Raw genomic sequence first — 24971 nt, forward strand, 5'->3', positions numbered from 1 at the left:
AAGAAGGGATGCGCGAAGCCTCAAGCAAGGCCCACGCCTAAATAGCGGTCTTTCACATCGTGATCGGCCATGAAGGCGGCGTTGCCCGCCTCGTGCACGATCACGCCTTGCTCCAGGATGTAGTGGCGGTCGGCCAGCTGCACGCAGACTTCCAGGTTCTGCTCGACCAGCAGGATGGCCACGCCGGCCGCCTTGATGAGCTTGAGCTGCGCGACGATTTCCTCCACGATCACCGGCGCGAGGCCTTCGACCGGCTCGTCGAGGATCAAGAGCCGCGGATGGTTCATGAGCGCGCGGCCGATGGCCAGCATCTGCTGCTCGCCGCCCGAGAGCTGGCCGCCGCCGTTGCGGCGCCGCTCCTTCAGGCGCGGGAAGATGCGGTAGATGTCGCCGAGCTGCCAGGGCGAATCGCGGCGCTGGCCGAGCAGCAGGTTTTCTTCCACCGTGAGCAGCTTGAAGACCCCGCGGTGCTCGGGCACCAGGCACACGCCGCGCGTGGCAATGCGATGCGGCGCCAGGCCCGCGATGTCCGCGCCCTGGAAGCGCACGCGGCCGCCGGTGGGCGTGACGGCGCCGGCAATGCCCTTGAGCGTGGTCGACTTGCCCGCACCGTTGCGGCCCAGCAGCGTGACCAGTTCGGCCTCGCCCACCGTCATTGACACGCCCTGCAGCACGTGGCTCTTGCCATAGTGCGCGTGCAACGCCTCGACTTCGAGAATGTTCTTTGCGCTCATGCCTTGCCCCCGGTGATCATGTTGCCCAGGTAGGCCGTGCGCACGCGCGCATCGGAACGGATGTCGCCCGGCAGCCCCTCGGCCAGCACACGGCCCAGCTGCATCACGGTCACGGTGTCGGAAATATCCATCACGATGCTCATGTTGTGCTCGATCAGCACCACGGTGTGCGCATCGCGCAGGCCGCGGATCAGCCGCTTCATGTCGTCCAGGTCGTCGATGCCCATGCCCGAGGTGGGCTCGTCCAGGAAGATGGCCTTGGGCTTGGCGGCCAGCGCCATGCCCACTTCGAGGCGGCGCTGCTGGCCATGCGACAGCTCGCTCGCGGGCACGTCGGCCAGCCGCTGCAGGCCCACGCGTTCCAGCACCTCGGCCACGGTTTCCGCGCAAGCGCGTTCGCCGACCGGCGCGCGCCAGCAGTTCATGGCTTGGCGCGGCGCGATGCCCTGCGCCGCCACGCGCAGGTTCTCGCGCACCGGCAAGCTCGCGAACAGGCTGGTCACCTGGAACGAACGCGCCATGCCACGCTGCACGCGCTTGTGGTCGGGCTCGTGCGTCACGTCGTGGCCGTCGAACAGGATGCGGCCGCCCGTGGTGGTGCCGGTGCCCGTGAGCATGTGGAACAGCGTGGTCTTGCCGGCGCCGTTCGGCCCGATCACCGAATGCACGGTGTTGCGCTTGATCTTCAGGTCGACCCCGCCGAGCGCGGCGAACTTGCCGTAGTGCTTGGTGACGCCGACGGCTTCGATCAGGATGGGTTGCGTCATGCTTTTTCTCCCTGCACGCCAGGCACGGCCGGCGCCGAAGGCGGTACCTTGCGGAACACGCGGCGCCATGCGCTTTCGCCCAGGCCCCAGAGGCCGCGCTGCATGCCGATGCTCACGGCAATCAGCATCAGCCCCAGCAACAGCAGCCACCGCGGCCACAGCGTGGAGAGCCAGTCGGCCAGCAGCACATAGAAGGCCGAGCCCAGCACCGAGGCAAACAGGTTGCCGGTGCCGCCGATCACCGTGATGACCAGGATCATCTCGCTCGTGTGGTATTCGGCATTCGACAGCGGCGCGATGCCGGTCATCATGGCGTGCAGCCCGCCCGCCAGGCCCGTGACGGCGCCCGAGATCACGAAGGCCAGCAGCTTGAAGCGCTTGAGGTCGTAGCCCACCGCGGCGGCGCGGTCCTCGTTGTCGCGGATGGCAAGCAGCGTGCGGCCGAAGACCGAATCGGTCACGCGCAGCAGCAGGCCGAAGGCGATGAGGAACATCACGGCCACGAAGGCGTAGTACTTCCAGGGCGTGTCCATGAAGGCGGGGCGCGGCACGTCGAGCAGCCCGTTGTCGCCGCCCGTGAGTCCCGAAGCCGTGTACGCCACAAAGTAGAACATCTGCGCGAAGGCCAGCGTGAGCATCACGAAGTAGGTGCCGCGCTGGCGGATCGCGACCCAGCCGACCACCGCCGCGCCCAATGCGCCCATGGCAATGGCCGCGAGCAAGGCAAGCGGCATCGGCAGCGAAAGCCGCGTGAGCAGGATCGCGATGGTGTAGCTGCCCAGCCCGAAGAAGATGCCCTGCCCGAACGAGAGCAGCCCCGTGTAGCCCAGCAGCAGGTTGCAGCCCAGGGCCGCGAGCGCGTAGATCAGCACTTCGCTCGCGAGCGAACCCGAGCGCAGCACCAGCGGCAGGACCAGCGCAACGACGAGCGCCAGCAGGAAAGTGATTTTTTTGGGCATGGCGATGTTCATCCTCTGCGGCCGAGCAGGCCATGCGGGCGCAGCAGCAGCACCGCCCCCATCGCCACGTAGATCATCAGGCTCGCGCCTGGCGGCCAGATGGTGCTCATGAGGCTCTGCACGATGCCGATCAGCAGGCCGCCGACCAGCGCGCCGCCGAAGCTGCCGAGCCCGCCGATCACCACCACCACGAAAGCAACGCTGAGTGCCTCCACGCCCATGAAGGGCTCCGCGCCCCGGATCGGCGCGGCCAGCACGCCGGCCAGTGCCGCGGTGGCCGCGCCCAACGCGAACACCAGGCTGAACACGCGGAACACGTTGATGCCAAGCAGCGACACCATCTCGGTCGATTCGCTGCCCGCGCGCACCGCGCTGCCCAGGCGCGTGCCTTCGAGCACCCACCACAGCAGCACCGCGAGCACGGCGGTGAAGCCGATCACGAACAGCCGGTACTTGGGATAGATGAAGCTGCCCCACATCACCACGCCCTGCAGCAGGTCGGGCGTCGCCACGCTGTTGCCGAGCGGCCCCCAGAACACGATGACGATCTCCTGCACCGCCAGCGCAAGCCCCACGGTCACGAGAATGTGGAACTCGTGCGCCTTGGCATAGACGCGGCGCAGCAGCAGCTTCTCGGCCAGCCAGCCGAGCGCGCCCACGAACAAGGGCACCAGCACCAGCGCGGCCCAGAAGTCGAGCCCCCACTGCATGGCCTGGAAGCACAGGTACGCGCCCAGCAGATAGAAGGCCCCGTGCGCGAAGTTCACGAAGCGCAGCAGGCCGAACACGATGGACAAGCCAACGGCCAGCAGGAAATACAGCATGCCGATGCCGATTCCGTTGATGGTCTGGAGCAGGTAGACGGTCATGGGCGCGTCGGTGTCCTTGGCGGCCTCAGGCCAGCTTGCAGCCGGTCTTGTCGATGGCAAGGAACGACTTGCCCGAACTCACCACGTCCACATAGTCGGCCGCGTTCTTCATCTTCGACTTGGCCTTGCCCTTGAGCAGGTAGTAGTCCTTGACGACCTGGTGGTCGGCCTTGCGGATTTCTTCCGTGCCCGTGAGCCCCTCGTACTTCATGCCTTCGAGCGCCGCGATGACGGCCTTCTGGTCCACCGTGCCCGCCTTGACGATGCCGTCGATCAGGATCTTGGTGCAGACATACGAGCCTGCGAGGCTGTAGTTGGGCACGATCTTGAGCTTGTCGGCCGTGAGCTTCACCAGGTCCTTGTTCAGGGTGGTGTCGGCCGTGTGCCAGTACTGCGCGCCGAAGTAGACGCCGTCGCACAGGTCGGCGCCCAGCTCGTCGAACTGCTCCAGGCCCGAAGCCCAGGCCATGAGGATCGTCATGTTCTTGTGCATGCCGAAGCTCACCGCCTGGCGCAGCGCGGCCGACGACTGCGCGCCGAAGTTCAGGAGCAGCAGCACGTCGGGCTTGGCGGCCATGGCATTGGTGAGATAGCCGCTGAATTCCTTCTCGTTGAGCGAGTGGTAGCTGTTGCCCACGTGCTCGATGCCCTTCTCCTGGAAGATGTTCTTGGCCGCGCCCAGCAGGCCTTCGCCGAACACGTACTGCGGCGTGATGGTGTACCAGCGCTTGGCCTTCGGCATGGCGGCGATCAGCGGACGCACCGTCTGCTCGATCGCGCCGAAGGTGGGCACCGACCAGCGGAAGGTGGCGGGGTTGCAGTCCTTGCCCGTGATCTCGTCGGCACCCGCGGTGGTGATGAAGACGCCGCCCGCCTTCTCGGCCTCCTTGCCCATGGCCAGCGCTTCCGACGACAGGATGCCGCCCGCGAAGAACTTGGCGCCCTGCTGCTGCGAGGCTTCCTGCACCTTGCGCACCGCGGTGGCCGGCTTGCCTTCGGTGTCGAGCACCGTGTAGGCGAGCGGGCGCTTGAGCACGCTGCCGTACTGCTCGATGGCCAGCTTCATGCCCAGGTCCGCGAACTTGCCGTTGGCCGCGAAGGCGCCCGACATCGGAACCGGGCAGCCGAAGCGGATCGCATCGGCCGATTGGGCGAAGGCCGTGCGGCCGGCCAGCAGGGAAGCGGGAGCGGCCGACAGGGCGGCGAGCTGAAGAAGGTGTCTGCGTTGCATGGAATTCTCCGGACGTGGGTGGGAGGTAAGAGAAAGGTGCTGCCTGAAGTCGGCACCGAATTTAAGCGGATAAATATGATTAATATGCTGGTAAAAACCCGCTAGCAATGCCCGTGCCAAAATCCGGGAAGGCCCGGGCCCGATACCTGCTCCAGAGCCCTCACCTCACCCGAAACGACCCTTTACGCATGAAATCGACGCAGGACGCCATGACCTTCGGGCACACCCGCGCCAAGCGGCAGAAGCTCTCCGACGTCATCGTCGAGGACGTCAAGCGCTGGATCGTGGCCGAGCGCAAGCAGCCGGGCGACCGGCTGCCGAACGAGAAGGAACTGATCGAGCTCTTCGGCTACTCGAAGAGCACGGTGCGCGAGGCGTTGAAGGCGCTGGAGGTGCGCGGGCTGGTCTCCATCCGCACCGGCCCCGGCGGCGGCGCCTATCTGCAGCAGGTGTCGGTCGACCATGCGTCGGAGCCGCTGCGCAACTTCCTGCACTTCCATCACCTGGACGGGCACCACATCTACCAGCTGCGCAAGGTGCTGGAGCCCGAGCTGGCCGTGAGCGTGGTCGGCAAGCTGACGCCCGAACAGTTCGAGCGGCTCGAAGCCAACGTGCGCCTTTGCACGCTGGAGCCCACCAACGAGGACGAACTGCGCACCCAGCGCGAGGCCGAGCTCGCGTTTCACACGATGCTGGCCGAGGCCTGCCCCAATCCGGTGCTGTCCTTCATGTGCCGCTTCCTGAACGACCTGCTGCGCGACCTCGTGGTCTACAAGAAGGCGCTGGACCACCACCACTTCGGCGAGGCCAACGTCGACTATCACACGCAGCTGCTGGCGGCCTATCGCCGGGAAGATGCGGACGAGGTGCGCCGCCTGATGGCCGAGCACATGGTCGATGCCGAGGCGCACATGCATGAGATGGAAGCGCATATCGGGGCCAAGCATCTGTTGCTGCCTGGGGGCGGGCAGCGTTGATTTTTGTGGTGCTGTTGTTCGGGGCGGGTGCCTTGCGCAGCGAAATCAAGGAGGAGGCCGAAGGCCGGAGGACATTCGCCTCGCCGCGTACCCCGTCGGCGGGAGCGCGCCCTGAATCAAGCCGGCTCCAACCCAATCGGCGCCCCGAGTTCAGCAGTGCGCCTTCTCCAGGCACTCCTGAAACGCCAGCACAGCCCGTGACGGCTTGGGCGACCGCCGCAGCAGACTCACGAACCGGCACGCGTAGTTGAACCGCGCCGGCAGCACAGGCTTCATGAGCCCGCGCTCCTCGAACACCTGCGCGTAGTGGTCGGGCAGGAAGCCCAGGAACCGCCCCGAAAGAATCAGCGTGGCAATCGCCTCCTGGTCGAAGCCCGTCGCCTTGCGCGAGAGCTTGGCGCGATGGCTCAGTTCCATGTTGGGCGAGTGATAGCCCAGGCCCGCGAAGTGATGCTCGCGCAGCCTGGCCCATGTGAGCTTTGCGTTGTTGCTCTCGAAGAGCGGGTGCCCCTTGCCGCAATACAGCAGCATCGTCTCGTCGAACATGTAGGCGTACACCAGGCTCTTCGAGGCGCGGTGCGCCGGGATGATGCCGATCTGGAAATTGCCTTCCAGCACGCCCTGCTCGATGGCGTTGATCGAGCCCACATGCACCGCCAGGCTCACCTCTGGCGCAAGTTCGGTGAAGCGCGCAATGGCGTCGCCGATGCGCGCCTTCGGGTTGGTGGCCGTCTTGTCGAACAGCGCCACGTCGAGCTGGCCGCCCATGCGGTTGTGGATGTCGTCAATGCTGCCGCGAAAGGCATCGACCGAGGCCAGCAGGCGCAGCGTCTCGTCGTACACGCGCTGGCCCTCGGCCGTGAGCGCAAAACCCGCGCGGCCGCGCCGGCACAGCACCAGGCCGAGCCGGGTTTCCAGGTCCTTCACATGCCGGCTCACGGTGGAAGTGCCGATGTTGAGCTCCAGCTCGGCCGCCGCCATGCCGCCGCAGTCGACCACGCTCTTGAACACCTTGAGCAGGCGCAGGTCCATGTCGCTGAGCTGCCCCAGCACGGCGCGGTTCCGGGCACTGTTTTGGGCTTTCGCCTTTACTTGCATAAAGTGTCAAGTGAACATTGATATCGCACCATTCTCCACACTGAAGGCCCTGCCAACAATCGGCACACCTCATCACCCTTTCTGGAGCCCGCTTGCGCGGGAAGCGCCATGACCCTTGCAACGCCCGCCATCGAACCGACGCCCGCCCTGCGCACCGACGCCGCCTGGCTCGACGCGCACTGGATGCCCTACACCGGCAACCGCAACTTCAAGGCCGATCCGCGCATGATCGTGGAGGCCAAGGGCGCCTACTTCACCGATGGCGACGGCCGCAAGATCTTCGACGGTCTCTCGGGCCTGTGGTGCTCGGGCCTCGGCCACGGCCGCCCTGAAATCACTGAAGCGGTGAGCCGCCAGATCGCGAAGCTCGACTACTCGCCCGCCTTCCAGTTCGGCCATCCGCTCTCGTTCGAGCTGGCCAACAGGATCAAGGAGCTCACGCCCGCGGGGCTGGACTACGTGTTCTTCACCGGCTCGGGCTCCGAAGCGGCCGACACCTCGCTCAAGATGGCGCGCGCCTACTGGCGCACCAAGGGCCTTGCCAGCAAGACGCGCCTGATCGGCCGCGAGAAGGGCTACCACGGCGTGAACTTCGGCGGCATCTCGGTGGGCGGCATCGCGGCCAACCGCAAGCTGTTCGGCCAGGCCGTGGAAGCGGACCACCTGCCGCACACGCAGATCGCGGCCAACGCCTTCACGCGCGGCATGTCCGAGAACGGCGCCGAGCTGGCCGACCGCCTGCTCGACCTGATCGCGCTGCACGACGCCTCGAACATCGCGGCCGTGATCGTGGAGCCCTTCGCGGGTTCGGCCGGCGTGGTGATTCCGCCCAAGGGCTACCTGAAGCGCCTGCGCGACATCTGCACGGCCAACAACATCCTCCTGATCTTCGACGAGGTCATCACCGGCTTCGGCCGCTGCGGCGCGCTCACGGGCGCCGATGCCTTCGGCGTGACGCCCGACATCATGAACATCGCCAAGCAGGTGACCAACGGCGCGCAGCCGCTGGGCGCGGTGATCGCCAGCAAGGAGATCTACGACACCTTCATGGCGGCGGGCGGCCCCGACTACATGCTCGAATTCCCGCACGGCTACACCTACGGCGCGCACCCGGTGGCCTGCGCCGCCGGCATCGCGGCGCTCGACGTGCTGCAGAAGGAAGACATGATCGGCCGCGTGCAGGCGCTCGCGCCGCACTTCGAGACCGCAGTGCACAGCCTCAAGGGCAGCAAGCACGTGACGGACATCCGCAACTACGGCCTGGCCGCGGGCCTGACGATTGCCGCGCTGCCGGGCGAGCCGGCGCGCCGCCCCTATGAGATTGCGATGAACTGCTGGAAGAAGGGCTTCTACGTGCGCTACGGCGGCGACACGATCCAGCTCGCGCCGCCGTTCATCGCCGAGAAGGCGGAGATCGACCGCCTCGTCAACGCGCTGGGCGACGCGCTCGCAGAGACGGCCTGACGCACGGCGGGCGGGCGATGGACGGCTCTGCATAATGAGCCGGCCTCCATTTCCCCGCCAGCCCCCGTGCAACAGATCGACCTTTCCTACGCGATCCGGCCCCGCCGCAGCGGATCGCGGCAGATCCGCAATCCGCTGATGCAGATCCTGCAGGCGGTGCGCGAGCACGGCTCCATCTCGGCCGCGTCGCGCGCGCTCGACCTGTCCTACCGCCATGTGTGGGGCGAGCTCAAGCACTGGGAGCAGGCGCTCGGCCATCCCCTGGTGCAGGGCGAGCGGGGGCAGCGCGCGCAGCTTTCCGAATTCGGGGACAAGCTGCTGTGGGCCGAGCGCCAGGCCCAGGCCCGGCTGGCGCCGCAGATCGAGGCGCTGCATGCCGAACTGGAGCGCGCCTTCGCCCTCGCCTTCGACGACCGCACCCATGTGCTGAGCCTGCAGGCGAGCCACGACGACGCGCTCGCGCTGCTGCGCACGCATGCGGCGGGCACCGCGCAGCTGCACCTGGACATCCAATTCACCGGCAGCGTCGATGCGATCCGCGCGCTCAACCAGGGCCGCTGCGTGATGGCGGGCTTCCACACGCTGGAGCATCCGCCGCACGGCTCGCTGGCGCAGCGCACCTACCAGCCGCTGCTCAAGCCGGGCCAGCACAAGCTGATCGGATTCGCGCGGCGCACGCAGGGCCTGCTCGTGGCGCCGGGCAACCCGCTCAACCTGCGCTCGCTGGCCGACGCGGCGCGGCGGCGCGCGCGCTACGTCAACCGGGCGATCGGCACCGGCACGCGCCTGCTGCTGGACGAACTGCTGGCAGAGGCCAGGCTCGACGCCACCGCGCTCGCGGGCTACGGGCGCTGCGAAACCTCGCATGCCGCGGTCGCGCATGCCGTCGCGTCCGGGCAGGCCGATGCGGGGCTCGGGCTGGAATCGGCCGCGCACGCCGAAGGGCTCGACTTCGTGCCGCTGGTGCGGGAGCGCTATCACCTGGCCTGCCTCAAGTCGGCGCTCGACCAGCCCGCCATGCAGGCGCTGGTGGCGGTGCTGCGCAGCGCAAGCTGGCAGCACCTGCTGGGAACGCTGCCCGGCTACGAAGCCGCCGACAGCGGCGAGGTGCAGTCGCTGCGCGCGCTGCTGCCCTGGTGGACCTTCGCGCGCGAGAAGAAGGCACACCACGGGCCTTGAAGAGGCGGTCCGGGCACATGGGTTAAGGTTGTGCCCATGACAGCTGCGGTGCACAGCGACATTCCCGCCCGTCTTGACCGCCTGCCCTGGTCGCGCTGGCACTGGCGCGTGGTGGTCGCGCTCGGCGTGGCCTGGGTGCTCGACGGCCTCGAGGTGACGCTGGTCGGCTCGATCGGCGCGGTGCTCGAGCGGCCCGACACGCTGGGGCTCAGCGCCGGCGAGATCGGCTGGTCGGGCTCGATCTACATCGCGGGCGCGGTGATCGGCGCCCTGCTCTTCGGCCGCCTGACCGATCGGCTCGGGCGCAAGAAGCTGTTCCTGGTCACGCTGGTGGTCTACACCCTGGGCACGCTGGCCACCGCGTTCTCGCCGAACTTCGCTTTCTTTGCACTCTGTCGCTTCATCACGGGCCTGGGTATCGGCGGCGAATATGCGGCCATCAACTCGGCCATCGACGAACTCATTCCGGCGCGCGTGCGCGGCCGCGTCAACCTCGCGATCAACGGCAGCTTCTGGATCGGCGCAGCGCTGGGGGCCGGGCTCAGCCTGGTGCTGCTCGATCCGCGCGTGATCGGTCCGGTGTGGGGCTGGCGCGCGGGTTTCGCACTGGGTGCGGTGCTGGCAGTGGCCATCCTGCTGGTGCGGCGCCATGTGCCCGAAAGCCCGCGCTGGCTGATGGCGCATGGCCGCGCCGACGAGGCGCTGCGCATCGTCGAGACCATCGAGGCCGAGGCCCGCGCGCAGCACGGCCCGCTGGCGCTGGCGGAAGGCCGCGTGGCCTACGGCGGCGGGCACCACCGCAGCCCGTCGATGCGCGAGGTAGCGCACGTGCTGCTGCGACGCTACCGCGAGCGCAGCGTGGTCGCGGTGGCGCTGATGGTTTCGCAGGCCTTCTTCTACAACGCGATCTTCTTCACCTATGCGCTGGTGCTCACGCGCTTCTACGGCGTGGCCGAGGACAACGTGGCGCTCTACATCTTTCCGTTCGCGCTCGGCAACGTGCTCGGGCCGCTGCTGCTGGGCCCGCTGTTCGACAGCGTGGGGCGGCGCAGGATGATTGCGCTGACCTACGTGCTCGCGGGCGTCGGGCTCGCGCTCACCGGCTGGGCCTTCATGATGGGCTGGCTCGACGCGCGCAGCCAGGCGCTGTGCTGGTCGGCGGTGTTCTTCCTGGCCTCGGCCGCAGCGAGTTCCGCCTACCTCACGGTCAGCGAAGTGTTTCCGCTCGAGATGCGGGCCATGGCCATCGCGATCTTCTACGCCATCGGCATGGGCGCGGGCGGCTTCGTGGCGCCGGTGCTGTTCGGCGTGCTGATCGAAACCGGCAGCCGCGGCGCGGTGATGGTGGGCTACGCGATCGGCGCCACGCTGGTCATCGTCGCGGGGCTGCTGGCGCTGCGCTATGCGGCCGATGCGGAGTGCAAGCCGCTGGAGGAAGTGGCGCCGCCGCTGTCGTCGGACCCGCACCCTCGCTGACCCCTTCGGGAAACACCGCGGAGGCGGCTGCACGAAGTGCGCCGCTTCGGGGGTGGATCACAGACTGCAGGTTCTGAAGCCGAAGAAGCCTTCGTCGCGGCCGGGCAGCGCAAAGCTGCGGCGGCGCGGCGAACGCAAGCGCGAGCGGGTCGCGAACGAAGCGCCGCGCAGCACGCGCGCCTCGCCGAATGCGGGCACGGGATCGAACTCGCTGCCCGCGCTCCAGGGATCGGCGCGAAAGCCGGGCCAGGGCCGCAGCGTACCCGCGGTCCACTCGTGCACGTCGGCCCAACGGAATCCGCGCCGTGCCGCCGTGTGCGCCGCAATTTCCCACTCGACCTCGGTCGCGATGCGCCGGCCGGCCCAGCGCGCCCAGGCGTCGGCCTCCCACCAGCTCAGGTGCACCGCGCTGTGGTGGCCGGCCGCACGCACCGTGGCACCAAAACGGTGCTGCAGCACCGAGCCACCGGTGCCGTTGCGCGCGACACCGATCTGCTCGACATGGCGCGGCCCGCGGCGCCCTTCGATCTGCGAGGCCAGCCAGCGCCAGCCCTGCGGATGCCAGAACTCCTCGCGGTCGTAGCCGCCCTCGTCGACGAATTCGATGAACTGGCTCCAGGTCACGGGCTGGGCGTCGATCTCGAACTCGGGCACCTCGACGCGGTGCGCGCCCTGCTCCTGCGCGAAGGCGAACCCGCAGCCCTCGGGCAGGCCGAGCTCCCATTGCGTGGCCGGCAGCAGCAGCGGCTCGCGCGTGACGGCCGCGGGCATCGGCTCGATGCCCAGCGGCAGCCCCAGCGTCTGCGCCATCACGATGAACTGCTCGCCGCGCAGGTCTTCATGGAAGAGCGCAAGGCGGTAGAAGTACAGCCCCGGATCGGTCTCGGCCGCATGCTCGAGCAGTTCGAGCGTGCTCTCCAGCGTTTCGAGCAGGTAGGCCTTGGTCTGGGCCAAGTCCGGCAGGCCGGGCGACCAGCGCTGCGCGGGGGCTGACTGGGCCGGATTCCACCAGTCGTCGGCAGCGGGCTCGATGGCGGCCAGCCGGGTCGGCCGCACCGGGCAGTCTGCGCCGAAGGCACGCTGGGTGTTGCGCCCGATCCACCATTCGGCGAACCAGCCGATGTGTCCGGCCAGCCAGAGCGGCGGCACCACGCCCGCATCGCCCGTGCGCTCCACCGCAAGCGCGGGCGATCCCAGCGCATCTTCGTAGAGCGACAACAGGTGGAGCGTGTGGTTGCGCGCATCGATCAGGGCCAGCGAGAGCAGTTCGCGGCCGGCGCGCTGCATGTCGGGCGAATCGATGGAGTACGGCAATCCCGCGGGCAACAGGGGCGGCGACGACGGCGGCATGTTTCATTATCGCGAGCCATCGCACCATCGCGGCGCATTGCGCCCGCGCCTACGGGAATACACCGCCCGGCCCGGTCCGAAAACGGCTTCCCGCGCCGATAAAATCGCGCGTCCGCCGAAAGCCCCCGGACCGCCGCTTGCCGGCGGCGCCCGGCCCGCTTTTGCATCCAAGCATCCATTTCCTCTCTGGAGAAGAGCATGAATTTCCTGCTCAGATTTTCGCGCGCGGTCGATTGGCTCAATGGCCAGATCGGCAAGTACGTGATCTGGCTCATCCTTGCGTCCACGGTGATCAGCGCCGTCAACGCCGTGGTTCGAAAGGCCTTCAACATCAGCTCCAACGCCTTTCTCGAGGTCCAGTGGTACCTGTTCGCCGCGTCCTTCCTGATTGCCGCGGGCTACACCCTGCTGAACCAGGAACACGTGAAGGTCGACGTGCTTGTCAGCCGCCTGTCCAAGCGCGGACAGATCTGGGTCGACATCATCGGCTTCGTCTTTTTTCTCACGCCGTTCTGCTTTGCCGTCCTCTGGTATGGCATTCCGTTCTTCCTGCAGGGCTACCGTTCGGGCGAAATGTCGAACAACGCCGGGGGCCTCGTGCGCTGGCCGGTCTACGCGATGATCCCGCTGGGCTTCTCGCTGCTGATGCTGCAGGGGTGGTCCGAACTGATCAAGCGCATCGCCTTCCTCCAGGGCCGGATCGAAGATCCGACGTCGAAGCGGGGAGAAAAGACGGCTGAAGAAGAGCTCGCCGAGTCGATCCGCCGGCTGGCCGAAGCCCAAACCAAATCCAGCTGAACCGGAACATCATGGAATTCATTGTCCAGAACTACGCCCCGCTGATGTTTGCGGGCCTGATCTGCTTTCTGCTGGTCGGTTTCCCCGTTGCCTTCAGCCTTGGCGCCTGCGGGCTGTTCTTCGGCTTCGTCGGCGTCGAGCTCGGGCTGTTGCCCGAAGCCCTGCTGCAGGCCATGCCGCTGCGGCTGTTCGGCATCATGCAGAACGACACGCTGCTGGCGATTCCGTTTTTCACGCTCATGGGGCTGATCCTCGAGCGCAGCGGCATGGCCGAAGACCTGCTCGAGACCATCGGCCAGCTGTTCGGCCCGATCCGCGGCGGCCTGGCGCTGGCCGTGGTGTTCGTGGGTGCGCTGCTCGCGGCGACCACGGGCGTGGTGGCCGCCTCGGTGATCTCGATGGGCCTGATCTCGCTGCCGATCATGATGCGCTACGGCTACGACCGGCGCCTGGCAACGGGGGTGATCGCAGCCTCGGGCACGCTGGCGCAGATCATTCCGCCCTCGCTGGTGCTGATCATCCTGGCCGACCAGCTCGGCCGCAGCGTCGGCGACATGTACAAGGGCGCCTTCCTGCCCGGCTTCCTGCTGATGGGCATGTATGCCGGCTACGTGATCCTGCTCGCCCTGTTCAAGCCTTCGTGGGTGCCGGCCCTGCCGCCGGAAGCACGCACGCTGCGCGAGGACAACGGCAAGAGCGGCGGCCCCTCGCTGCTGGTGCTCACGGCGGTCTGCGTCGTGGCCTCGGTATGGTTCGCCCGGCACATTGCCGACATCCACACCTGGTGGAAGGGCGAAGAAGTCACGAGCGTGGCCACCGACGAGACCATCGTGGTGTCAATGTGCGCCGGCGTGCTGCTGGCGCTGGTCATCGCCGTCGTCAACCGCGTCACGCGCCTGGGCCTGCTCTCGCGCATGGCCGAGCGCGTGACCTTCGTGCTCATTCCCCCGCTGCTGCTGATCTTCCTCGTGCTCGGCACCATCTTCCTGGGTGTTGCCACCCCGACCGAAGGCGGAGCGATGGGCGCGATAGGCGCGCTGATCATGGCCACGGTGCGCCGGCGAATGAGCATGTCGCTGCTCAAGCAGGCGCTCAACACCACCACCAAGCTGTCGTGCTTCGTGGTGTTCATCCTGATCGGCGCCACGATCTTCGGCCTGGTGTTCCAGGGCGTGGACGGACCGCGCTGGGTGGAGCACCTGCTGGCCAAGGTACCGGGCGGCCAGCTGGGCTTCCTGATCGTGGTGAACGTCATGGTGTTCTTCCTGGCGTTCTTCCTCGACTTCTTCGAGCTGTCGTTCATCGTGGTGCCGCTGCTGGCGCCGGTGGCCGACAAGCTGGGCATCGACCTGATCTGGTTCGGCGTGCTGCTGGCGGTGAACATGCAGACTTCGTTCATGCACCCGCCGTTCGGCTTTGCGCTGTTCTACCTGCGCAGCGTGGCGCCGACCAAGGCCTACAAGGACCGCGTCACGGGCCAGCAGATCGAGCCGGTCAGCACCATGCAGATCTACTGGGGCGCCGTGCCGTTCCTGCTGATCCAGCTCACGATGGTCGGCCTGATCATCGCGTTCCCGGGCATCGTGTCGAGCGGGCTGGACGAGAAGGAGGTCTATGACCTCGACAAGGTCATGCGCGAGATGGAAGCCAACATGCCGGGCACCACGCCCGAGGTGCCGGCGCCCGAAGTACCGGCTCCCGATGCGGGTGGCGCGCCGGCGCCTGCGCCGGAAACCGGAGCTTCGGCCCCTGCGGCCGAGGACGATCCGATGAAGGCCATGCTGGAATCGATGGAGCGGGACAAGAAATAGCCCGCCCCCTGGTTCCAGGCCCGCGCACCGCGCGGGCCGCAGACAAAAAAAAGCCCGCGCGATGCGGGCTTTTTCTTTGCCGGGCCGAAGCCCGCGGATCAGAGCTTCTGCTTGGACATGAAGTTGTCGAAGGCCGATTCGGCGAAGCGGAACCACAGCACCTGGTCGCGCTGGAAGGTGCGCAGGTCGGCGTAGATCTTCTTCCACTCGGGGCTCTTGGCACCGTTCTCGGCGAACACTTCCATCGAGGCCTTGAAGGAGGCGTCGAGCACGGCCTGCGAGAACGGCAGCACCTTGGTCTTGGACGCCACCAGCTGCTTCAGCGCGGTGGGGTTCAGCGCGTCGTACTTGGCGAGCATGTCGGACGAAGCCACGGCCGCAGCCGCTTCCACGATGGCCTTGTTCTCGGCCGAGAGGCCGTCGAACGCCTTCTGGTTGATGAAGAAGTCCACTTCCGGACCGCCTTCCCACCAGCCAGGGTAGTAGTAGAACGGCGCCACCTTGTTGAAGCCGAGCTTCTGGTCGTCATAGGGTCCGACCCACTCGGCGGCATCCAGCGTGCCCTTTTCGAGCGACTGGTAGATCTCGCCGCCGGGGATGCTCTGGGGCACCGCGCCCAGCTTGGTCATGACGTCGCCGATGAGACCGCCGCCCAGGCGCATCTTCATGCCCTTGAAATCGGCCGGCGACTTGATTTCCTTGCGGTACCAGCCGCCCATCTGGCAGCCCGTGTTGCCGCCGGCGAAGCTCAGCATGTTGTACTTGGCGTAGAACTCGTTCATGAGCTTGCGGCCATTGCCGTGCATCATCCACGCGTTCATCTGGCGCGAGTTCAGGCCGAACGGAATGGCCGAGCCCAGCGCGAACGCGGGGTTCTTGCCGTAGAAGTAGTAAGGCACGGTGTGGCACATCTCGACCGAGCCGTTCTGCACGCCGTCCACCACGCCGAAGGGAGGCATCAGCTCGCCGCCGGCATGAACCGAGATTTCGAACTTGCCGCCCGACATGGCCCTGACCGCCTTGGCGAAGACTTCCGCGCCGCCGTAGATGGTGTCGAGCGACTTGGGAAAGCTCGATGCCAGGCGCCAGCGGACGGCCGCCTGCGCATGAACTGCGGGCGCAATGCCGGCGGCCAGAACGCCGGCGATGCCGGCGTTTTTGATGAGGGAACGACGATCCATTGAATTCACTCCGAGTGCATTGGAAAAAACGAAACGCGGCTTGTGGCCGCGTCGAGGACTTTGATAAGTCTTGCTTATTGTAAAAACGCGCTTACACGCGGCCGGCGGGGGTTTACCCTGCGGCAGCGCCGAAGCGCTGCGTGATCGAGGCGGCAATGCCGGCCGCATCGAGCCCGATAGACGCGAGCAATTTGCCCGGATCGCCGTGCTCGATGAAGCGGTCGGGCAGGCCCAGCTGCAGCACCGGCTTTTGCATATTGGCCGCCTGCAGCGCCTCGAGCACCGCGCTGCCCGCGCCGCCCATGACGGCGCCCTCTTCGAGCGTGACGATGGCGTCATGCGTGCCCGCCACCTTCAGCAGCAGCTCCACATCGAGCGGCTTGGCCCAGCGCATGTTGACCACCGTGGCGTCGAGCGATTCGGCCGCCGTGAGCGCAGGGTACAGCAGGGTGCCGAAGGCGAGGATGGCGATGCGCTTGCCCTCGCGGCGCACTTCGCCCTTGCCGAACGGCAGCGCGTCGAGCGCGAGGTGCGGCACCACGCCCGCACCGGCCCCGCGCGGATAGCGCACGGCCACCGGGTGGTTCTGCTCGTAGGCGCTCGACAGCAGCTGGCGGCACTCGCGCTCGTCGGCCGGGCAGGCAATGCTCATGTTGGGAATGCAGCGCAGGAACGGAATGTCGTAGGCGCCCGCGTGCGTGGCGCCGTCGGCGCCCACGAGGCCGGCGCGGTCGAGTGCGAACACCACCGGCAGGTTCTGGATCGCGACGTCGTGGATCAGCTGGTCGTACGCGCGCTGCAGGAAGGTCGAATAGATCGCCACCACCGGCTTCAAGCCCTCGCAGGCAAGGCCCGCCGCGAAGGTGACGGCATGCTGCTCGGCAATGCCGACGTCGTAGTAGCGGTCGGGAAAGCGCTGCTCGAACTCGACCAGCCCCGAGCCTTCGCGCATGGCCGGCGTGATGCCCACCAGCCGGCCGTCGTGCGCGGCCATGTCGCAGAGCCACTGGCCGAAGACCTGCGTGAAGGTCTGCTTGGCCACCGCGGTGGACTTGACCAGCCCGACCTGCGGATCGAACTTGCCGGGCCCGTGGTAGGCCACCGGGTCGGCCTCGGCCAGCTTGTAGCCCTGCCCCTTCTTGGTGACCACGTGCAGGAACTGCGGGCCGTCCAGGTGCTTGAGGTTCTCGAGCGTGGGCACCAGCGAATCGAGGTCGTGGCCGTCGATGGGGCCGACATAGTTGAAGCCGAACTGCTCGAACAGCGTGGCCGGCACCACCATGCCCTTGGCATGCTGCTCGAAGCGCTTGGCCAGCTCGAACAGCGGCGGCGCGGCACGCAGCACGCTCTTGCCGACGTTCTTGGCCGCGGCGTAGAAGTTGCCGCTCATGAGCTGCGCGAGGTAGCGGTTGAGCGCGCCCACGGGCGGGCTGATCGACATGTCGTTGTCGTTCAGGATCACCAGCAGCTTGCAGTCGCAGACGCCGGCGTTGTTGAGCGCCTCGAAGGCCATGCCGGCCGTGAGTGCGCCGTCGCCGATGATGGCCACGGAATGGCGGTCTTCGCCCTTCTGCTTGGCCGCCATCGCCATGCCGAGCGCGGCCGAGATACTGGTCGACGAGTGCGCGGTACCGAAGGTGTCGTATTCGCTCTCGCTGCGCTGCGGAAAGCCCGAGATGCCGCCGATCTGCCGCAGCGTGGGCATGCGCTCGCGCCGGCCCGTGAGGATCTTGTGCGGATAGGTCTGGTGGCCCACGTCCCACACCAGGCGATCGTGCGGCGTGTTGAACACATGGTGCAGCGCGACCGTGAGTTCGACCGTGCCGAGGTTGGAGCTCAGGTGGCCGCCGGTGCGCGAGACGTTGTCGAGCACGCAGGCGCGCACCTCGGCCGCCAGCTGCCTGAGCTGGGCGCGGTCGAACTGGCGGATCGGCGATGGATCGTGAAGCGTGGGAAGCAGCGCAGCCATGGGGGGAACGTCGTGGGTCTTCTTGTCCATCTGTGAGTTGTTCATCGGTCGCGGTCGACGACCATGTGGGCCAGCGCGCGCAAGGCCGCGGTGTCGGCAAGGCCGCTGCGGTCCAGCGCCGCAAGCGATTCGGCCAGCAGCTGCCTCGCCTGCGCACGCGCGCCGTCGAGGCCCCACAGCGAAACATAGGTGGGCTTGTCGGCGGCCGCATCCTTGCCGGCCGTCTTGCCGAGGGTCTGCGAATCGGCCGTGACGTCGAGGATGTCGTCGACCACCTGGAACGCCAGGCCGATGGCGGCCCCGTAGTCGCGCAGCGCGACCAACGCGGCGGGCGCCACGGCCCCGGCACAGGCCGCGCCCATCTCGACGCTGCCCTGCAGCAGCGCGCCGGTCTTCAGGCGATGCATTTCACGCAGCTGCGCTTCGTCCAGCGCCAGGCCCACGCTGGCCAGGTCGATGGCCTGCCCGCCTGCCATGCCCTGGCTGCCCGCGGCGCGCGCGAGCAGCCGGCACAGCGTGGCCTGGATCGATGCGGGAATCTCGCCGTCGTCGGGTGTCAGCAGCTCGAAGGCCAGTGCCTGCAGGGCGTCGCCGGCCAGCAGCGCGTCGGCTTCGCCGTACTTCACGTGGACGGTGGGCTTGCCTCGCCGCAGCACGTCGTTGTCCATGCTCGGCAGGTCGTCGTGCACCAGCGAGTAGGCATGGATCAGCTCGGTTGCGCAGGCCGCGCGCAACGCCGCGGCCGCATTGCCGCCGACCGCTTCGCTCGCCGCCAGCACCAGGAGCGGCCGCAGCCGCTTGCCGCCGTCGAGCACGGCATAGCGCATGGCATCGCCGAGCAGCACCGGCGCATCGACGCCGACCCAGCGCGACAGCGCCGCCTCGACGCGCGCCAGGTGCGGGTCGCTCCAGCTGGCCAGGCGCGCGGCGTCCCACCCCACCAAGTCAACCGCGCTCATTCGGCGGTCCAGGGCTTGAGGCTGCCCGCGTCGAGCACCTTGATCTGGTCTTCGACCGCCTGGAGCTTTTCGCGGCAGAAGGCGAGCAGCGCCGCGCCGCGCTGGTAGCTGCCAAGCAGCTGGTCGAGCGGCAATTGGCCCGACTCGAGTTCTGCAACCAATTGTTCCAACTCCTGGAGCCCGGCTTCGTAGCTGGCCGGCAGCGGCCCCGTGTCGGGCGTGGCGGCCGGGCTGGACGTGGCGGAAGAAGGAACCTTGGGCATGCGAGCGAACGAGTGTGAAACCGCGCATTTTAGGACGGGGAAGCAAACGGCCGCCGGCATGCAGCGCGCCACGGGCACTGCGCGGCCCCCTTGGGTACAATCCTGGCTTCCCATGCCGGCCAACCCGGCACAACTCTTCGGGCCGTCGCCTTCCAGACGGCGCCTTCCGTCTTTCTTTTTTTCTCCCTGTGGGGAGCTTGGTCAGGTCCTCCATGTCTGATTTAAGTCTTCAACTGCAGCAGGCCACGAGCCAACTTCCAGTTTCCGCGTACTTCGACGAGTCGCTCTACGCGCGCGAGATGCAAACGCTGTTCGCGCAGGGCCCGCGCTATGTGGGCCACCGGCTGGCCGTGCCCGAGCCCGGCAACTTCCACACCCTGCCGCAGGAGCACCAGGGCCGCGCGCTGGTGCACACGCCCAAGGGCGTGGAACTCATCTCCAACGTGTGCCGCCACCGCCAGGCGCTGATCCTGCAGGGCCGCGGCCAGCTCGACAGCCAGGCCGGCGGCAACATCGTGTGCCCGCTGCACCGCTGGACCTATGCAGCGAGCGACGCGCGCACCACGGGCACGCTGATCGGCGCGCCGCACTTCCAGCAGGACCCCTGCCTCAACCTGCACAACTATCCGCTCACCGAGTGGAACGGCCTGCTGTTCGAACGCGGCCCGGACGGCAGCGGGCGCGACGTGGCGGCCGACATGGCCGAACTCGGCCCGCGTGCCGACCTCGACTTCACGGGCTACGCGCTCGACCGGGTCGAGCTGCACGAGTGCAACTACAACTGGAAGACCTTCATCGAGGTCTACCTGGAGGACTACCACGTCGGCCCGTTCCACCCGGGCCTGGGCAGCTTCGTCACCTGCGACGACCTGCGCTGGGAGTTCAACCGCAACTTCTCGGTGCAGACCGTGGGCGTGGCCAACCGGCTCGGCCGCGCGGGCAGCCCCATCTACCAGAAGTGGCAGGAGCAGCTGCTCAAGTACCGCGAGGGCAAGCCGCCCAAGTACGGCGCCATCTGGCTCACCTACTATCCGCACGTGATGATCGAGTGGTATCCGCACGTGCTCACGGTGTCGACGCTGCATCCGGTGAGCCCCACGAAGACGCTCAACATGGTGGAGTTCTTCTACCCCGAGGAAATCGTGGCCTTCGAGCGCGAATTCGTCGAGGCCCAGCAGGCCGCCTACATGGAAACCTGCGTGGAGGACGACGAGATCGCCGAGCGCATGGACGCCGGCCGCCGCGCGCTCATGCTGCGCGGCGACGACGAGAGCGGCCCCTACCAGAGCCCGATGGAAGACGGCATGCAGCAGTTCCACGAGTGGTACCGCAGCGCAATGCAGAACAACGCCTGAGCTGAAGAACACAGTGCAAGCGCTCTGGATGGTGCTCGGCGCCTTTTTGTTCGCCACCATGAGCGTGGTCGTGAAGATCGCCTCGGCCTGGTTCAACAGCGGCGAGATGGTGCTCGGGCGCGGCCTGATCGGCATCGTGTTCCTGTGGCTGCTGGCGCGCAACCGCGGCGTCTCCATGGCCACCCGCTACCCCGGCATGCACGCCTGGCGCAGCACCATCGGCGTGGTGTCGCTGGGCGCGTGGTTCTATGCCATTGCCCACATGCCGCTGGCCACGGCCGTCACGCTCAACTACATGAGCAGCGTGTGGATCGCGGCCTTCCTGGTCGGCGGCGCGCTGCTGGCCTGGGTGCCGGTGCCCGGGCGCGACGGCCGCATCGAGCGCCCGCCGCTGCAGGGCACGCTCGCGCTGACCGTGCTCGCGGGCTTTGTCGGCGTGGTGCTGATGCTCAAGCCCACGGTCAGCGGCAGCGACGGCTTCGCGGGAATGCTGGGCCTGCTGTCGGGCCTCACAGCCGCCTTCGCCTACATGCAGGTGGTGGCGCTGTCGCGCATCGGCGAGCCGGAGCTGCGCACGGTGTTCTACTTCGCGGTGGGCTCGGCCGCGGCCGGAGCCTTTGCCACGGCCGCCACGGGGTTTTCGGGCGGAAATTCCTGGACGTGGCAGCATGCGCTGTGGCTGCTGCCGATCGGCCTCCTGGCGGCCCTCGGGCAGCTTTGCATGACGCGCGCCTATGCCACGGCCAAGACGCAGGCCGGCACGCTCGTGGTGGCCAACCTGCAGTACTCCGGCATCATCTTTGCGGCGTTCTATGGCGTGGTGCTGTTCGACGACCGCATCGACGCCGCCGGCTGGGCCGGCATGGCGCTCATCATCGTGAGCGGCATCGCGGCCACCGTGCTGCGCCAGCGCGCAGTGCCCAAGGCGCCGGCCGAAGAACACTGATCCGCATCGAACCTCATCGACAACGAAGGAACCCCGCCATGTACACCACCCTCGTCAGCGTCGAACAACTCCAGCAACTGCAGGCCGGCGACGCGCCCCTGATGGTCTTCGACTGCAGCTTCGATCTCATGAAGCCCGAAGCCGGCGCGGAGCAATATGCCGCTGCCCACATCCCGGGTGCCCTGTACGCGAACCTGGACACCGACCTGAGCGCCAAGCACGGCGTTCCGGGCGCCCAGGGCGACGTGGTGGTCGCGCAGGAAGACGGCGTGCCGGCCTCGGGCGGGCGCCATCCGCTGCCCAGCCGCGAGAAGTTCGCGGCATGGCTGTCGAGCATCGGCCTTTCCAACGACATGCAGGCCGTGGTCTACGACCGCAACGGCGCCAACTACTGCGGCCGGCTCTGGTGGATGCTCAAGTGGATGGGCCACGGCGCGGTGGCCGTGCTCGACGGCGGCTTGCAGGCCTGGCAGGCCGCGGGCGGCGAAGTCACGAGCCGCGAGGAGCCCGCGCGCTTCCAGTCGAACTTCGTGGCGGGCGAGCCGCTGGTGGAACTGGTGGCCACCGACGTGGTGGCGCGCCGGCTCGGCCAGCCTGACCAGAACCTGATCGACGCACGCGCCGCCGCACGTTATCGCGGAGAGGTGGAACCTCTGGACCCGATCGCGGGTCACATCCCCGGGGCTGTGAACCGGCCCTTCGCCGAGAACCTCGGCCCCGACGGCAAGTTCAAGCCGGCATCGCAATTGCGTGCCGAGTTCGAAGCGCTGCTCGTGGGACGCGATCCGGCGACGGTCGTCCACCATTGCGGCAGCGGCGTGAGCGCTGTGCCCAACCTGCTCGCGATGCAGATCGCGGGCCTTGGGACGACAGCGCTCTATGCCGGCAGCTGGAGCGAATGGAGCAACACGCCGGGGCTGCCGACCCGGCAAGGCGCAGAACCATGAAACAGATCCGACTTCGACGCATTTCATCCGGCCTCGCATTGGCCGCGGCACTGTTCGCAGCCCCCTTTCTTTCCGCCCAGGCGCAGCAGCATGCGCATGTGCACGGCCAGCTCAAGCTCGACGTGGCGATCGACGGCCCCACGGTGGTGATCGACATGGAGTCCCCGCTCGACAACATCGTCGGCTTCGAGCGCGCGCCCAAGACCGCAGCCGAGAAGAAGACCGCCGAAGACGCCATCGCCCAGCTGCGCGCAGCCGACAAGCTCTTTGCCATCGACCCGGCCGCCAACTGCAAGCTCGGCCCGGTCGAACTGCGCTCCAGCGCACTGGGCCTTGGCAACCCCGACCCCAGCGAGCCCGCGGGCCATGCAGACCTCGACGCGACCTTTTCGTTCAACTGCACCAATGCGGCCGCGGCAAAGTTCATCGACGTGAATCTCTTCTCCGCCTTCAAGGGCACGCGCCAGATCGATTCGCAGATTGCATCCGCCCAAGGCCAGTTCAAGCGCCAGCTCAAGCGCCCGGCCGGCGCGCAAGCCGCCCAGCCCGTTCGCCTGAACCTGGGCAAGTGACACCGTGAGCACCGTCCCCCAGGGCGAGGCCGCGCCGCCGCTGCGCGTGGTGCTCGTCGCCGAAGGGCTGCGCTTCTCGTGGCCCGGCATGCCAAGGCCGTGCATCGACATCGAGGCCTTGCGCATCACCGCGGGCGAGGCGGTCTTCCTGCACGGGCCGAGCGGCTGCGGCAAGAGCACGCTGCTCTCGCTGCTGGCCGGCGTGCTGGTGGCGGACGAAGGCCGGGTCACGCTGCTGGGGCACGACTGGTCGCAGCTCTCGGGCGCCGCGCGCGACCGCTGCCGCGTCGCCCACGTCGGCTACATCTTCCAGCAGTTCAACCTGCTGCCGTACCTGAACGTGCTCGACAACGTGCTGCTGCCCTGCCGCTTCTCGCAGCGGCGAGAGTCCCAGGCCGCGCGCGGCGGCAGCGCGCGCGAAGAGGCCGAGCACCTGCTCGGGCAGATGGGGCTCGACCGCAACCTGTGGAAGCGCCAGGCGATGCAGCTTTCCGTGGGCCAGCAGCAGCGCGTGGCCGCCGCGCGCGCGCTCATCGGCCAGCCCGAAGTGGTGATCGCCGACGAACCCACCTCGGCGCTCGACGAAGACCGGCGCGAAGCCTTCCTCGATGTGCTGCTGACGGCCTGCGCCGTGAACAACAGCGCGCTCGTGTTCGTGAGCCACGACCAGCGCATTGCGCAGCGCTTTGCGCGGCATGTGCTGCTGCCCGAGATCAACCGCGCGGCGCCGGCGGCCATGGCGGCGGACAGCTGAGATGAAGGCGCTTTTTTCCATCGCCTGGCGCAGCGCCTGGAACCGGCGCTTCACGCTGGCGCTCACGGTGTTCTCGATCGCGCTGTCGACCTTCCTCCTGCTCGGCGTGGAGCGCATCCGCACCGAGCTGCGCGAGAACTTCGCGTCGTCCGTCTCGGGCACCGACCTGATCGTGGGCGCGCGCACCGGCTCCACGCAGTTGCTGCTGTACTCGGTGTTCCGCATCGGCGCGGCCACCAACAACATTTCCTGGAAGAGCGTGCAGGCCCTGGCCGCGCACCCCGGCGTCGACTGGGTGGTGCCGCTTTCGCTGGGCGATTCGCATCGCGGCTTCGCAGTGCTCGCCACCTCGCCCGAATACTTCACGCGCTTTCGCTACGGCAACCGCCAGCCGCTCGCGCTGCGCGAGGGCAAGCCCTTCAGCGCGCTGTTCGATGCGGTGGTGGGCGCCGAGGTGGCCGACAAGCTCGGCTACCACGTCGGCCAGAAGATCACGCTCGCGCACGGAAGCGGCGAACTCAACGCGTCCGAGCATGCCGACAAGCCCTTCACCGTGGTGGGCGTGCTCGCGCGCACCGGCACGCCGGTCGACCGCACGGTGCACATCGGCCTCGAAGCAATGGAAGCCATCCACCTCGAATGGGTGGGCGGCGCGCCGATGCCGGGCGTGAAGATCCCGGCCGAGCAGGTGCGCAAGTTCGACCTCACGCCCAAGAACGTGACGGCCGCGCTCGTGGGCCTGCAGAACCGCTCGGCCGTGTTCGGCGTGCAGCGCTGGATTTCCACCTACACCGGCGAGCCGCTGATGGCCATCCTGCCCGGCGTGGCGCTCGACGAACTGTGGAGCGTGATCGGCATCGGCGAGAACGCCCTGCTGCTGATGTCGGCGCTGGTGGCGCTGGTGAGCCTTGCGGGCCTGGTCTCCGTGGTGATGGCCGGGCTGAACGAAAGGCGGCGCGAGCTCGCCGTGCTGCGCGCCGTGGGCGCCGGCCTGCGCCACGTGCTGGCGCTGCTCGCGCTCGAGGGCGCCATGGTCACGGTGCTGGGCGTGGCCTTCGGCGTGGTGATGGCGGTGCTCGGCATCGCCCTGCTCGCGCCATGGCTGCAGGCGCAATTCGGGCTGACATTGAGCCTTTCGCCACCTACACTGAACGAATGGCTGCTGATGGCGAGCCTGCTGGCCGCGGGCTGGCTGGCAAGCCTGCTGCCGGGCATCCGCGCCTATAGGCTCTCTCTTGCCGACGGCCTCTCCCCGAGGATTTAGCAATATGTACACCCCCAGTCTACGCGCACTTCGTGTCGCTACGCCAAC

Annotated in this window: 23 protein-coding genes; 12 read left to right on the plus strand and 11 right to left on the minus strand. The window is 67.8% G+C overall.

The window, feature by feature from the left end; all coding sequences use genetic code 11:
• Positions 1–20: 20 nt before the first annotated feature.
• Genes EJO66_RS00695 through EJO66_RS00715 form a run of 5 tightly spaced genes read right to left on the minus strand, consistent with a single transcriptional unit; the run spans position 21 to position 4560 of the window.
• Entirely contained in the window at positions 21–734 is a 714-nt protein-coding gene (locus EJO66_RS00695) for an ABC transporter ATP-binding protein (RefSeq protein WP_124956932.1), read from the minus strand.
• Positions 731–1501 (minus strand): ABC transporter ATP-binding protein, encoded by a 771-nt coding sequence (locus EJO66_RS00700; protein WP_124956934.1) that lies wholly within the window; start codon positions 1499–1501, stop codon positions 731–733. Before EJO66_RS00700 ends, EJO66_RS00695 begins: the two co-directional genes overlap by 4 nt.
• Positions 1498–2460 carry a branched-chain amino acid ABC transporter permease gene (locus tag EJO66_RS00705; RefSeq protein WP_124956936.1) on the minus strand — a complete coding sequence of 321 codons (963 nt, stop codon included), beginning with the start codon at positions 2458–2460 and terminating at the stop codon, positions 1498–1500. The genes EJO66_RS00700 and EJO66_RS00705 overlap by 4 nt, the downstream gene beginning before the upstream one ends.
• A gap of 8 nt (positions 2461–2468) precedes the next feature.
• Entirely contained in the window at positions 2469–3329 is an 861-nt protein-coding gene (locus EJO66_RS00710; protein ID WP_012746725.1) for a branched-chain amino acid ABC transporter permease, read from the minus strand.
• A 25-nt stretch (positions 3330–3354) separates the two neighbouring features.
• Positions 3355–4560 (minus strand): ABC transporter substrate-binding protein, encoded by a 1206-nt coding sequence (locus EJO66_RS00715; RefSeq protein WP_125964469.1) that lies wholly within the window; start codon positions 4558–4560, stop codon positions 3355–3357.
• A 188-nt stretch (positions 4561–4748) separates the two neighbouring features.
• Here EJO66_RS00715 and EJO66_RS00720 point away from each other — a divergent pair, with 188 nt between their 5' ends.
• On the plus strand, positions 4749–5537 hold the full coding sequence (locus tag EJO66_RS00720) for a FadR/GntR family transcriptional regulator (RefSeq protein WP_124956940.1): 789 nt from the start codon (positions 4749–4751) through the stop codon (positions 5535–5537).
• A 150-nt stretch (positions 5538–5687) separates the two neighbouring features.
• On the opposite strand, the gene EJO66_RS00725 is transcribed toward EJO66_RS00720, so the two are convergent.
• Positions 5688–6635 (minus strand): LysR family transcriptional regulator, encoded by a 948-nt coding sequence (locus EJO66_RS00725; RefSeq protein ID WP_125964470.1) that lies wholly within the window; start codon positions 6633–6635, stop codon positions 5688–5690.
• 108 nt (positions 6636–6743) lie between these two features.
• On the opposite strand from EJO66_RS00725, the gene aptA reads away from it, so the two are divergent.
• The 3 genes from aptA to EJO66_RS00740 all read left to right on the plus strand — a co-directional run bounded on the left by aptA (position 6744) and on the right by EJO66_RS00740 (position 10754).
• Complete coding sequence (aptA, locus tag EJO66_RS00730; protein WP_124956944.1) at positions 6744–8099, plus strand: omega-aminotransferase AptA; 1356 nt, start codon at positions 6744–6746, stop codon at positions 8097–8099.
• Positions 8100–8165: 66 nt separating this feature from the next.
• On the plus strand, positions 8166–9278 hold the full coding sequence (locus EJO66_RS00735; protein WP_124956946.1) for a substrate-binding domain-containing protein: 1113 nt from the start codon (positions 8166–8168) through the stop codon (positions 9276–9278).
• A 36-nt stretch (positions 9279–9314) separates the two neighbouring features.
• Entirely contained in the window at positions 9315–10754 is a 1440-nt protein-coding gene (locus EJO66_RS00740; protein WP_124956948.1) for an MFS transporter, read from the plus strand.
• 57 nt (positions 10755–10811) lie between these two features.
• Here the strand turns inward: EJO66_RS00740 and EJO66_RS00745 are convergent, their stop codons facing one another.
• The gene (locus tag EJO66_RS00745; protein WP_124956950.1) at positions 10812–12104 is read right to left on the minus strand and encodes an SUMF1/EgtB/PvdO family nonheme iron enzyme; all 1293 of its coding nucleotides are present in this window, start codon (positions 12102–12104) and stop codon (positions 10812–10814) included.
• Positions 12105–12302: 198 nt separating this feature from the next.
• On the opposite strand from EJO66_RS00745, the gene EJO66_RS00750 reads away from it, so the two are divergent.
• Both EJO66_RS00750 and EJO66_RS00755 read left to right on the plus strand, forming a co-directional pair.
• On the plus strand, positions 12303–12902 hold the full coding sequence (locus EJO66_RS00750; RefSeq protein WP_124956952.1) for a TRAP transporter small permease subunit: 600 nt from the start codon (positions 12303–12305) through the stop codon (positions 12900–12902).
• An 11-nt stretch (positions 12903–12913) separates the two neighbouring features.
• Positions 12914–14713, plus strand: a complete 1800-nt coding sequence (locus EJO66_RS00755) for a TRAP transporter large permease (RefSeq protein WP_125964471.1) — start codon at positions 12914–12916, stop codon at positions 14711–14713.
• A 98-nt stretch (positions 14714–14811) separates the two neighbouring features.
• Here EJO66_RS00755 and EJO66_RS00760 read toward each other — a convergent pair whose 3' ends face one another.
• The 4 genes from EJO66_RS00760 to EJO66_RS00775 all read right to left on the minus strand — a co-directional run bounded on the left by EJO66_RS00760 (position 14812) and on the right by EJO66_RS00775 (position 19085).
• Positions 14812–15894, minus strand: coding sequence for a TRAP transporter substrate-binding protein (locus EJO66_RS00760; RefSeq protein ID WP_124956956.1), 1083 nt, complete (start codon positions 15892–15894; stop codon positions 14812–14814).
• A gap of 112 nt (positions 15895–16006) precedes the next feature.
• Positions 16007–17863, minus strand: a complete 1857-nt coding sequence (gene dxs / locus EJO66_RS00765) for a 1-deoxy-D-xylulose-5-phosphate synthase (RefSeq protein ID WP_125964472.1) — start codon at positions 17861–17863, stop codon at positions 16007–16009.
• A gap of 41 nt (positions 17864–17904) precedes the next feature.
• Entirely contained in the window at positions 17905–18822 is a 918-nt protein-coding gene (locus EJO66_RS00770) for a polyprenyl synthetase family protein (protein WP_124956960.1), read from the minus strand.
• Positions 18819–19085, minus strand: coding sequence for an exodeoxyribonuclease VII small subunit (locus EJO66_RS00775; protein ID WP_012746712.1), 267 nt, complete (start codon positions 19083–19085; stop codon positions 18819–18821). Before EJO66_RS00775 ends, EJO66_RS00770 begins: the two co-directional genes overlap by 4 nt.
• 212 nt (positions 19086–19297) lie before the next feature.
• Between EJO66_RS00775 and EJO66_RS00780 the strand changes: the two genes are divergently transcribed.
• The 6 genes from EJO66_RS00780 to EJO66_RS00805 are packed head-to-tail and all read left to right on the plus strand — an operon-like array spanning position 19298 to position 24923.
• Positions 19298–20440, plus strand: coding sequence for an aromatic ring-hydroxylating oxygenase subunit alpha (locus EJO66_RS00780; protein WP_124956962.1), 1143 nt, complete (start codon positions 19298–19300; stop codon positions 20438–20440).
• Positions 20441–20468: 28 nt separating this feature from the next.
• A complete protein-coding gene (locus EJO66_RS00785) occupies positions 20469–21386 on the plus strand; it encodes a DMT family transporter (protein WP_124957487.1) in 918 nt (305 codons plus the stop codon).
• 38 nt (positions 21387–21424) lie between these two features.
• Entirely contained in the window at positions 21425–22333 is a 909-nt protein-coding gene (locus tag EJO66_RS00790) for a sulfurtransferase (RefSeq protein ID WP_125964473.1), read from the plus strand.
• Positions 22330–22905 carry a DUF2796 domain-containing protein gene (locus EJO66_RS00795; RefSeq protein WP_125964474.1) on the plus strand — a complete coding sequence of 192 codons (576 nt, stop codon included), beginning with the start codon at positions 22330–22332 and terminating at the stop codon, positions 22903–22905. The genes EJO66_RS00790 and EJO66_RS00795 overlap by 4 nt, the downstream gene beginning before the upstream one ends.
• A 4-nt stretch (positions 22906–22909) precedes the next feature.
• A complete protein-coding gene (locus tag EJO66_RS00800) occupies positions 22910–23659 on the plus strand; it encodes an ABC transporter ATP-binding protein (RefSeq protein WP_125964475.1) in 750 nt (249 codons plus the stop codon).
• 1 nt (position 23660) lies between these two features.
• Positions 23661–24923 carry an ABC transporter permease gene (locus EJO66_RS00805; protein ID WP_124956970.1) on the plus strand — a complete coding sequence of 421 codons (1263 nt, stop codon included), beginning with the start codon at positions 23661–23663 and terminating at the stop codon, positions 24921–24923.
• Positions 24924–24971: the final 48 nt, after the last annotated feature.

Origin of the sequence: Variovorax beijingensis (assembly GCF_003951285.1) — a bacterium.
In the GTDB taxonomy this organism is placed as follows: domain Bacteria; phylum Pseudomonadota; class Gammaproteobacteria; order Burkholderiales; family Burkholderiaceae_C; genus Variovorax; species Variovorax beijingensis.

What these genes read in the sequence shown, in the direction of transcription:
- EJO66_RS00695 (WP_124956932.1), bottom strand. Translation starts at nt 734, where the DNA reads ATGAGCGCAAAGAACATTCTCGAAGTCGAGGCGTTGCACGCGCACTAT.
- EJO66_RS00700 (WP_124956934.1), bottom strand. Translation starts at nt 1,501, where the DNA reads ATGACGCAACCCATCCTGATCGAAGCCGTCGGCGTCACCAAGCACTAC.
- EJO66_RS00705 (WP_124956936.1), bottom strand. Translation starts at nt 2,460, where the DNA reads ATGCCCAAAAAAATCACTTTCCTGCTGGCGCTCGTCGTTGCGCTGGTC.
- EJO66_RS00710 (WP_012746725.1), bottom strand. Translation starts at nt 3,329, where the DNA reads ATGACCGTCTACCTGCTCCAGACCATCAACGGAATCGGCATCGGCATG.
- EJO66_RS00715 (WP_125964469.1), bottom strand. Translation starts at nt 4,560, where the DNA reads ATGCAACGCAGACACCTTCTTCAGCTCGCCGCCCTGTCGGCCGCTCCC.
- EJO66_RS00720 (WP_124956940.1), top strand. Translation starts at nt 4,749, where the DNA reads ATGAAATCGACGCAGGACGCCATGACCTTCGGGCACACCCGCGCCAAG.
- EJO66_RS00725 (WP_125964470.1), bottom strand. Translation starts at nt 6,635, where the DNA reads ATGCAAGTAAAGGCGAAAGCCCAAAACAGTGCCCGGAACCGCGCCGTG.
- aptA (WP_124956944.1), top strand. Translation starts at nt 6,744, where the DNA reads ATGACCCTTGCAACGCCCGCCATCGAACCGACGCCCGCCCTGCGCACC.
- EJO66_RS00740 (WP_124956948.1), top strand. Translation starts at nt 9,315, where the DNA reads ATGACAGCTGCGGTGCACAGCGACATTCCCGCCCGTCTTGACCGCCTG.
- EJO66_RS00745 (WP_124956950.1), bottom strand. Translation starts at nt 12,104, where the DNA reads ATGCCGCCGTCGTCGCCGCCCCTGTTGCCCGCGGGATTGCCGTACTCC.
- EJO66_RS00750 (WP_124956952.1), top strand. Translation starts at nt 12,303, where the DNA reads ATGAATTTCCTGCTCAGATTTTCGCGCGCGGTCGATTGGCTCAATGGC.
- EJO66_RS00755 (WP_125964471.1), top strand. Translation starts at nt 12,914, where the DNA reads ATGGAATTCATTGTCCAGAACTACGCCCCGCTGATGTTTGCGGGCCTG.
- EJO66_RS00760 (WP_124956956.1), bottom strand. Translation starts at nt 15,894, where the DNA reads ATGGATCGTCGTTCCCTCATCAAAAACGCCGGCATCGCCGGCGTTCTG.
- dxs (WP_125964472.1), bottom strand. Translation starts at nt 17,863, where the DNA reads ATGGCTGCGCTGCTTCCCACGCTTCACGATCCATCGCCGATCCGCCAG.
- EJO66_RS00770 (WP_124956960.1), bottom strand. Translation starts at nt 18,822, where the DNA reads ATGAGCGCGGTTGACTTGGTGGGGTGGGACGCCGCGCGCCTGGCCAGC.
- EJO66_RS00775 (WP_012746712.1), bottom strand. Translation starts at nt 19,085, where the DNA reads ATGCCCAAGGTTCCTTCTTCCGCCACGTCCAGCCCGGCCGCCACGCCC.
- EJO66_RS00780 (WP_124956962.1), top strand. Translation starts at nt 19,298, where the DNA reads ATGTCTGATTTAAGTCTTCAACTGCAGCAGGCCACGAGCCAACTTCCA.
- EJO66_RS00785 (WP_124957487.1), top strand. Translation starts at nt 20,469, where the DNA reads ATGGTGCTCGGCGCCTTTTTGTTCGCCACCATGAGCGTGGTCGTGAAG.
- EJO66_RS00790 (WP_125964473.1), top strand. Translation starts at nt 21,425, where the DNA reads ATGTACACCACCCTCGTCAGCGTCGAACAACTCCAGCAACTGCAGGCC.
- EJO66_RS00795 (WP_125964474.1), top strand. Translation starts at nt 22,330, where the DNA reads ATGAAACAGATCCGACTTCGACGCATTTCATCCGGCCTCGCATTGGCC.
- EJO66_RS00805 (WP_124956970.1), top strand. Translation starts at nt 23,661, where the DNA reads ATGAAGGCGCTTTTTTCCATCGCCTGGCGCAGCGCCTGGAACCGGCGC.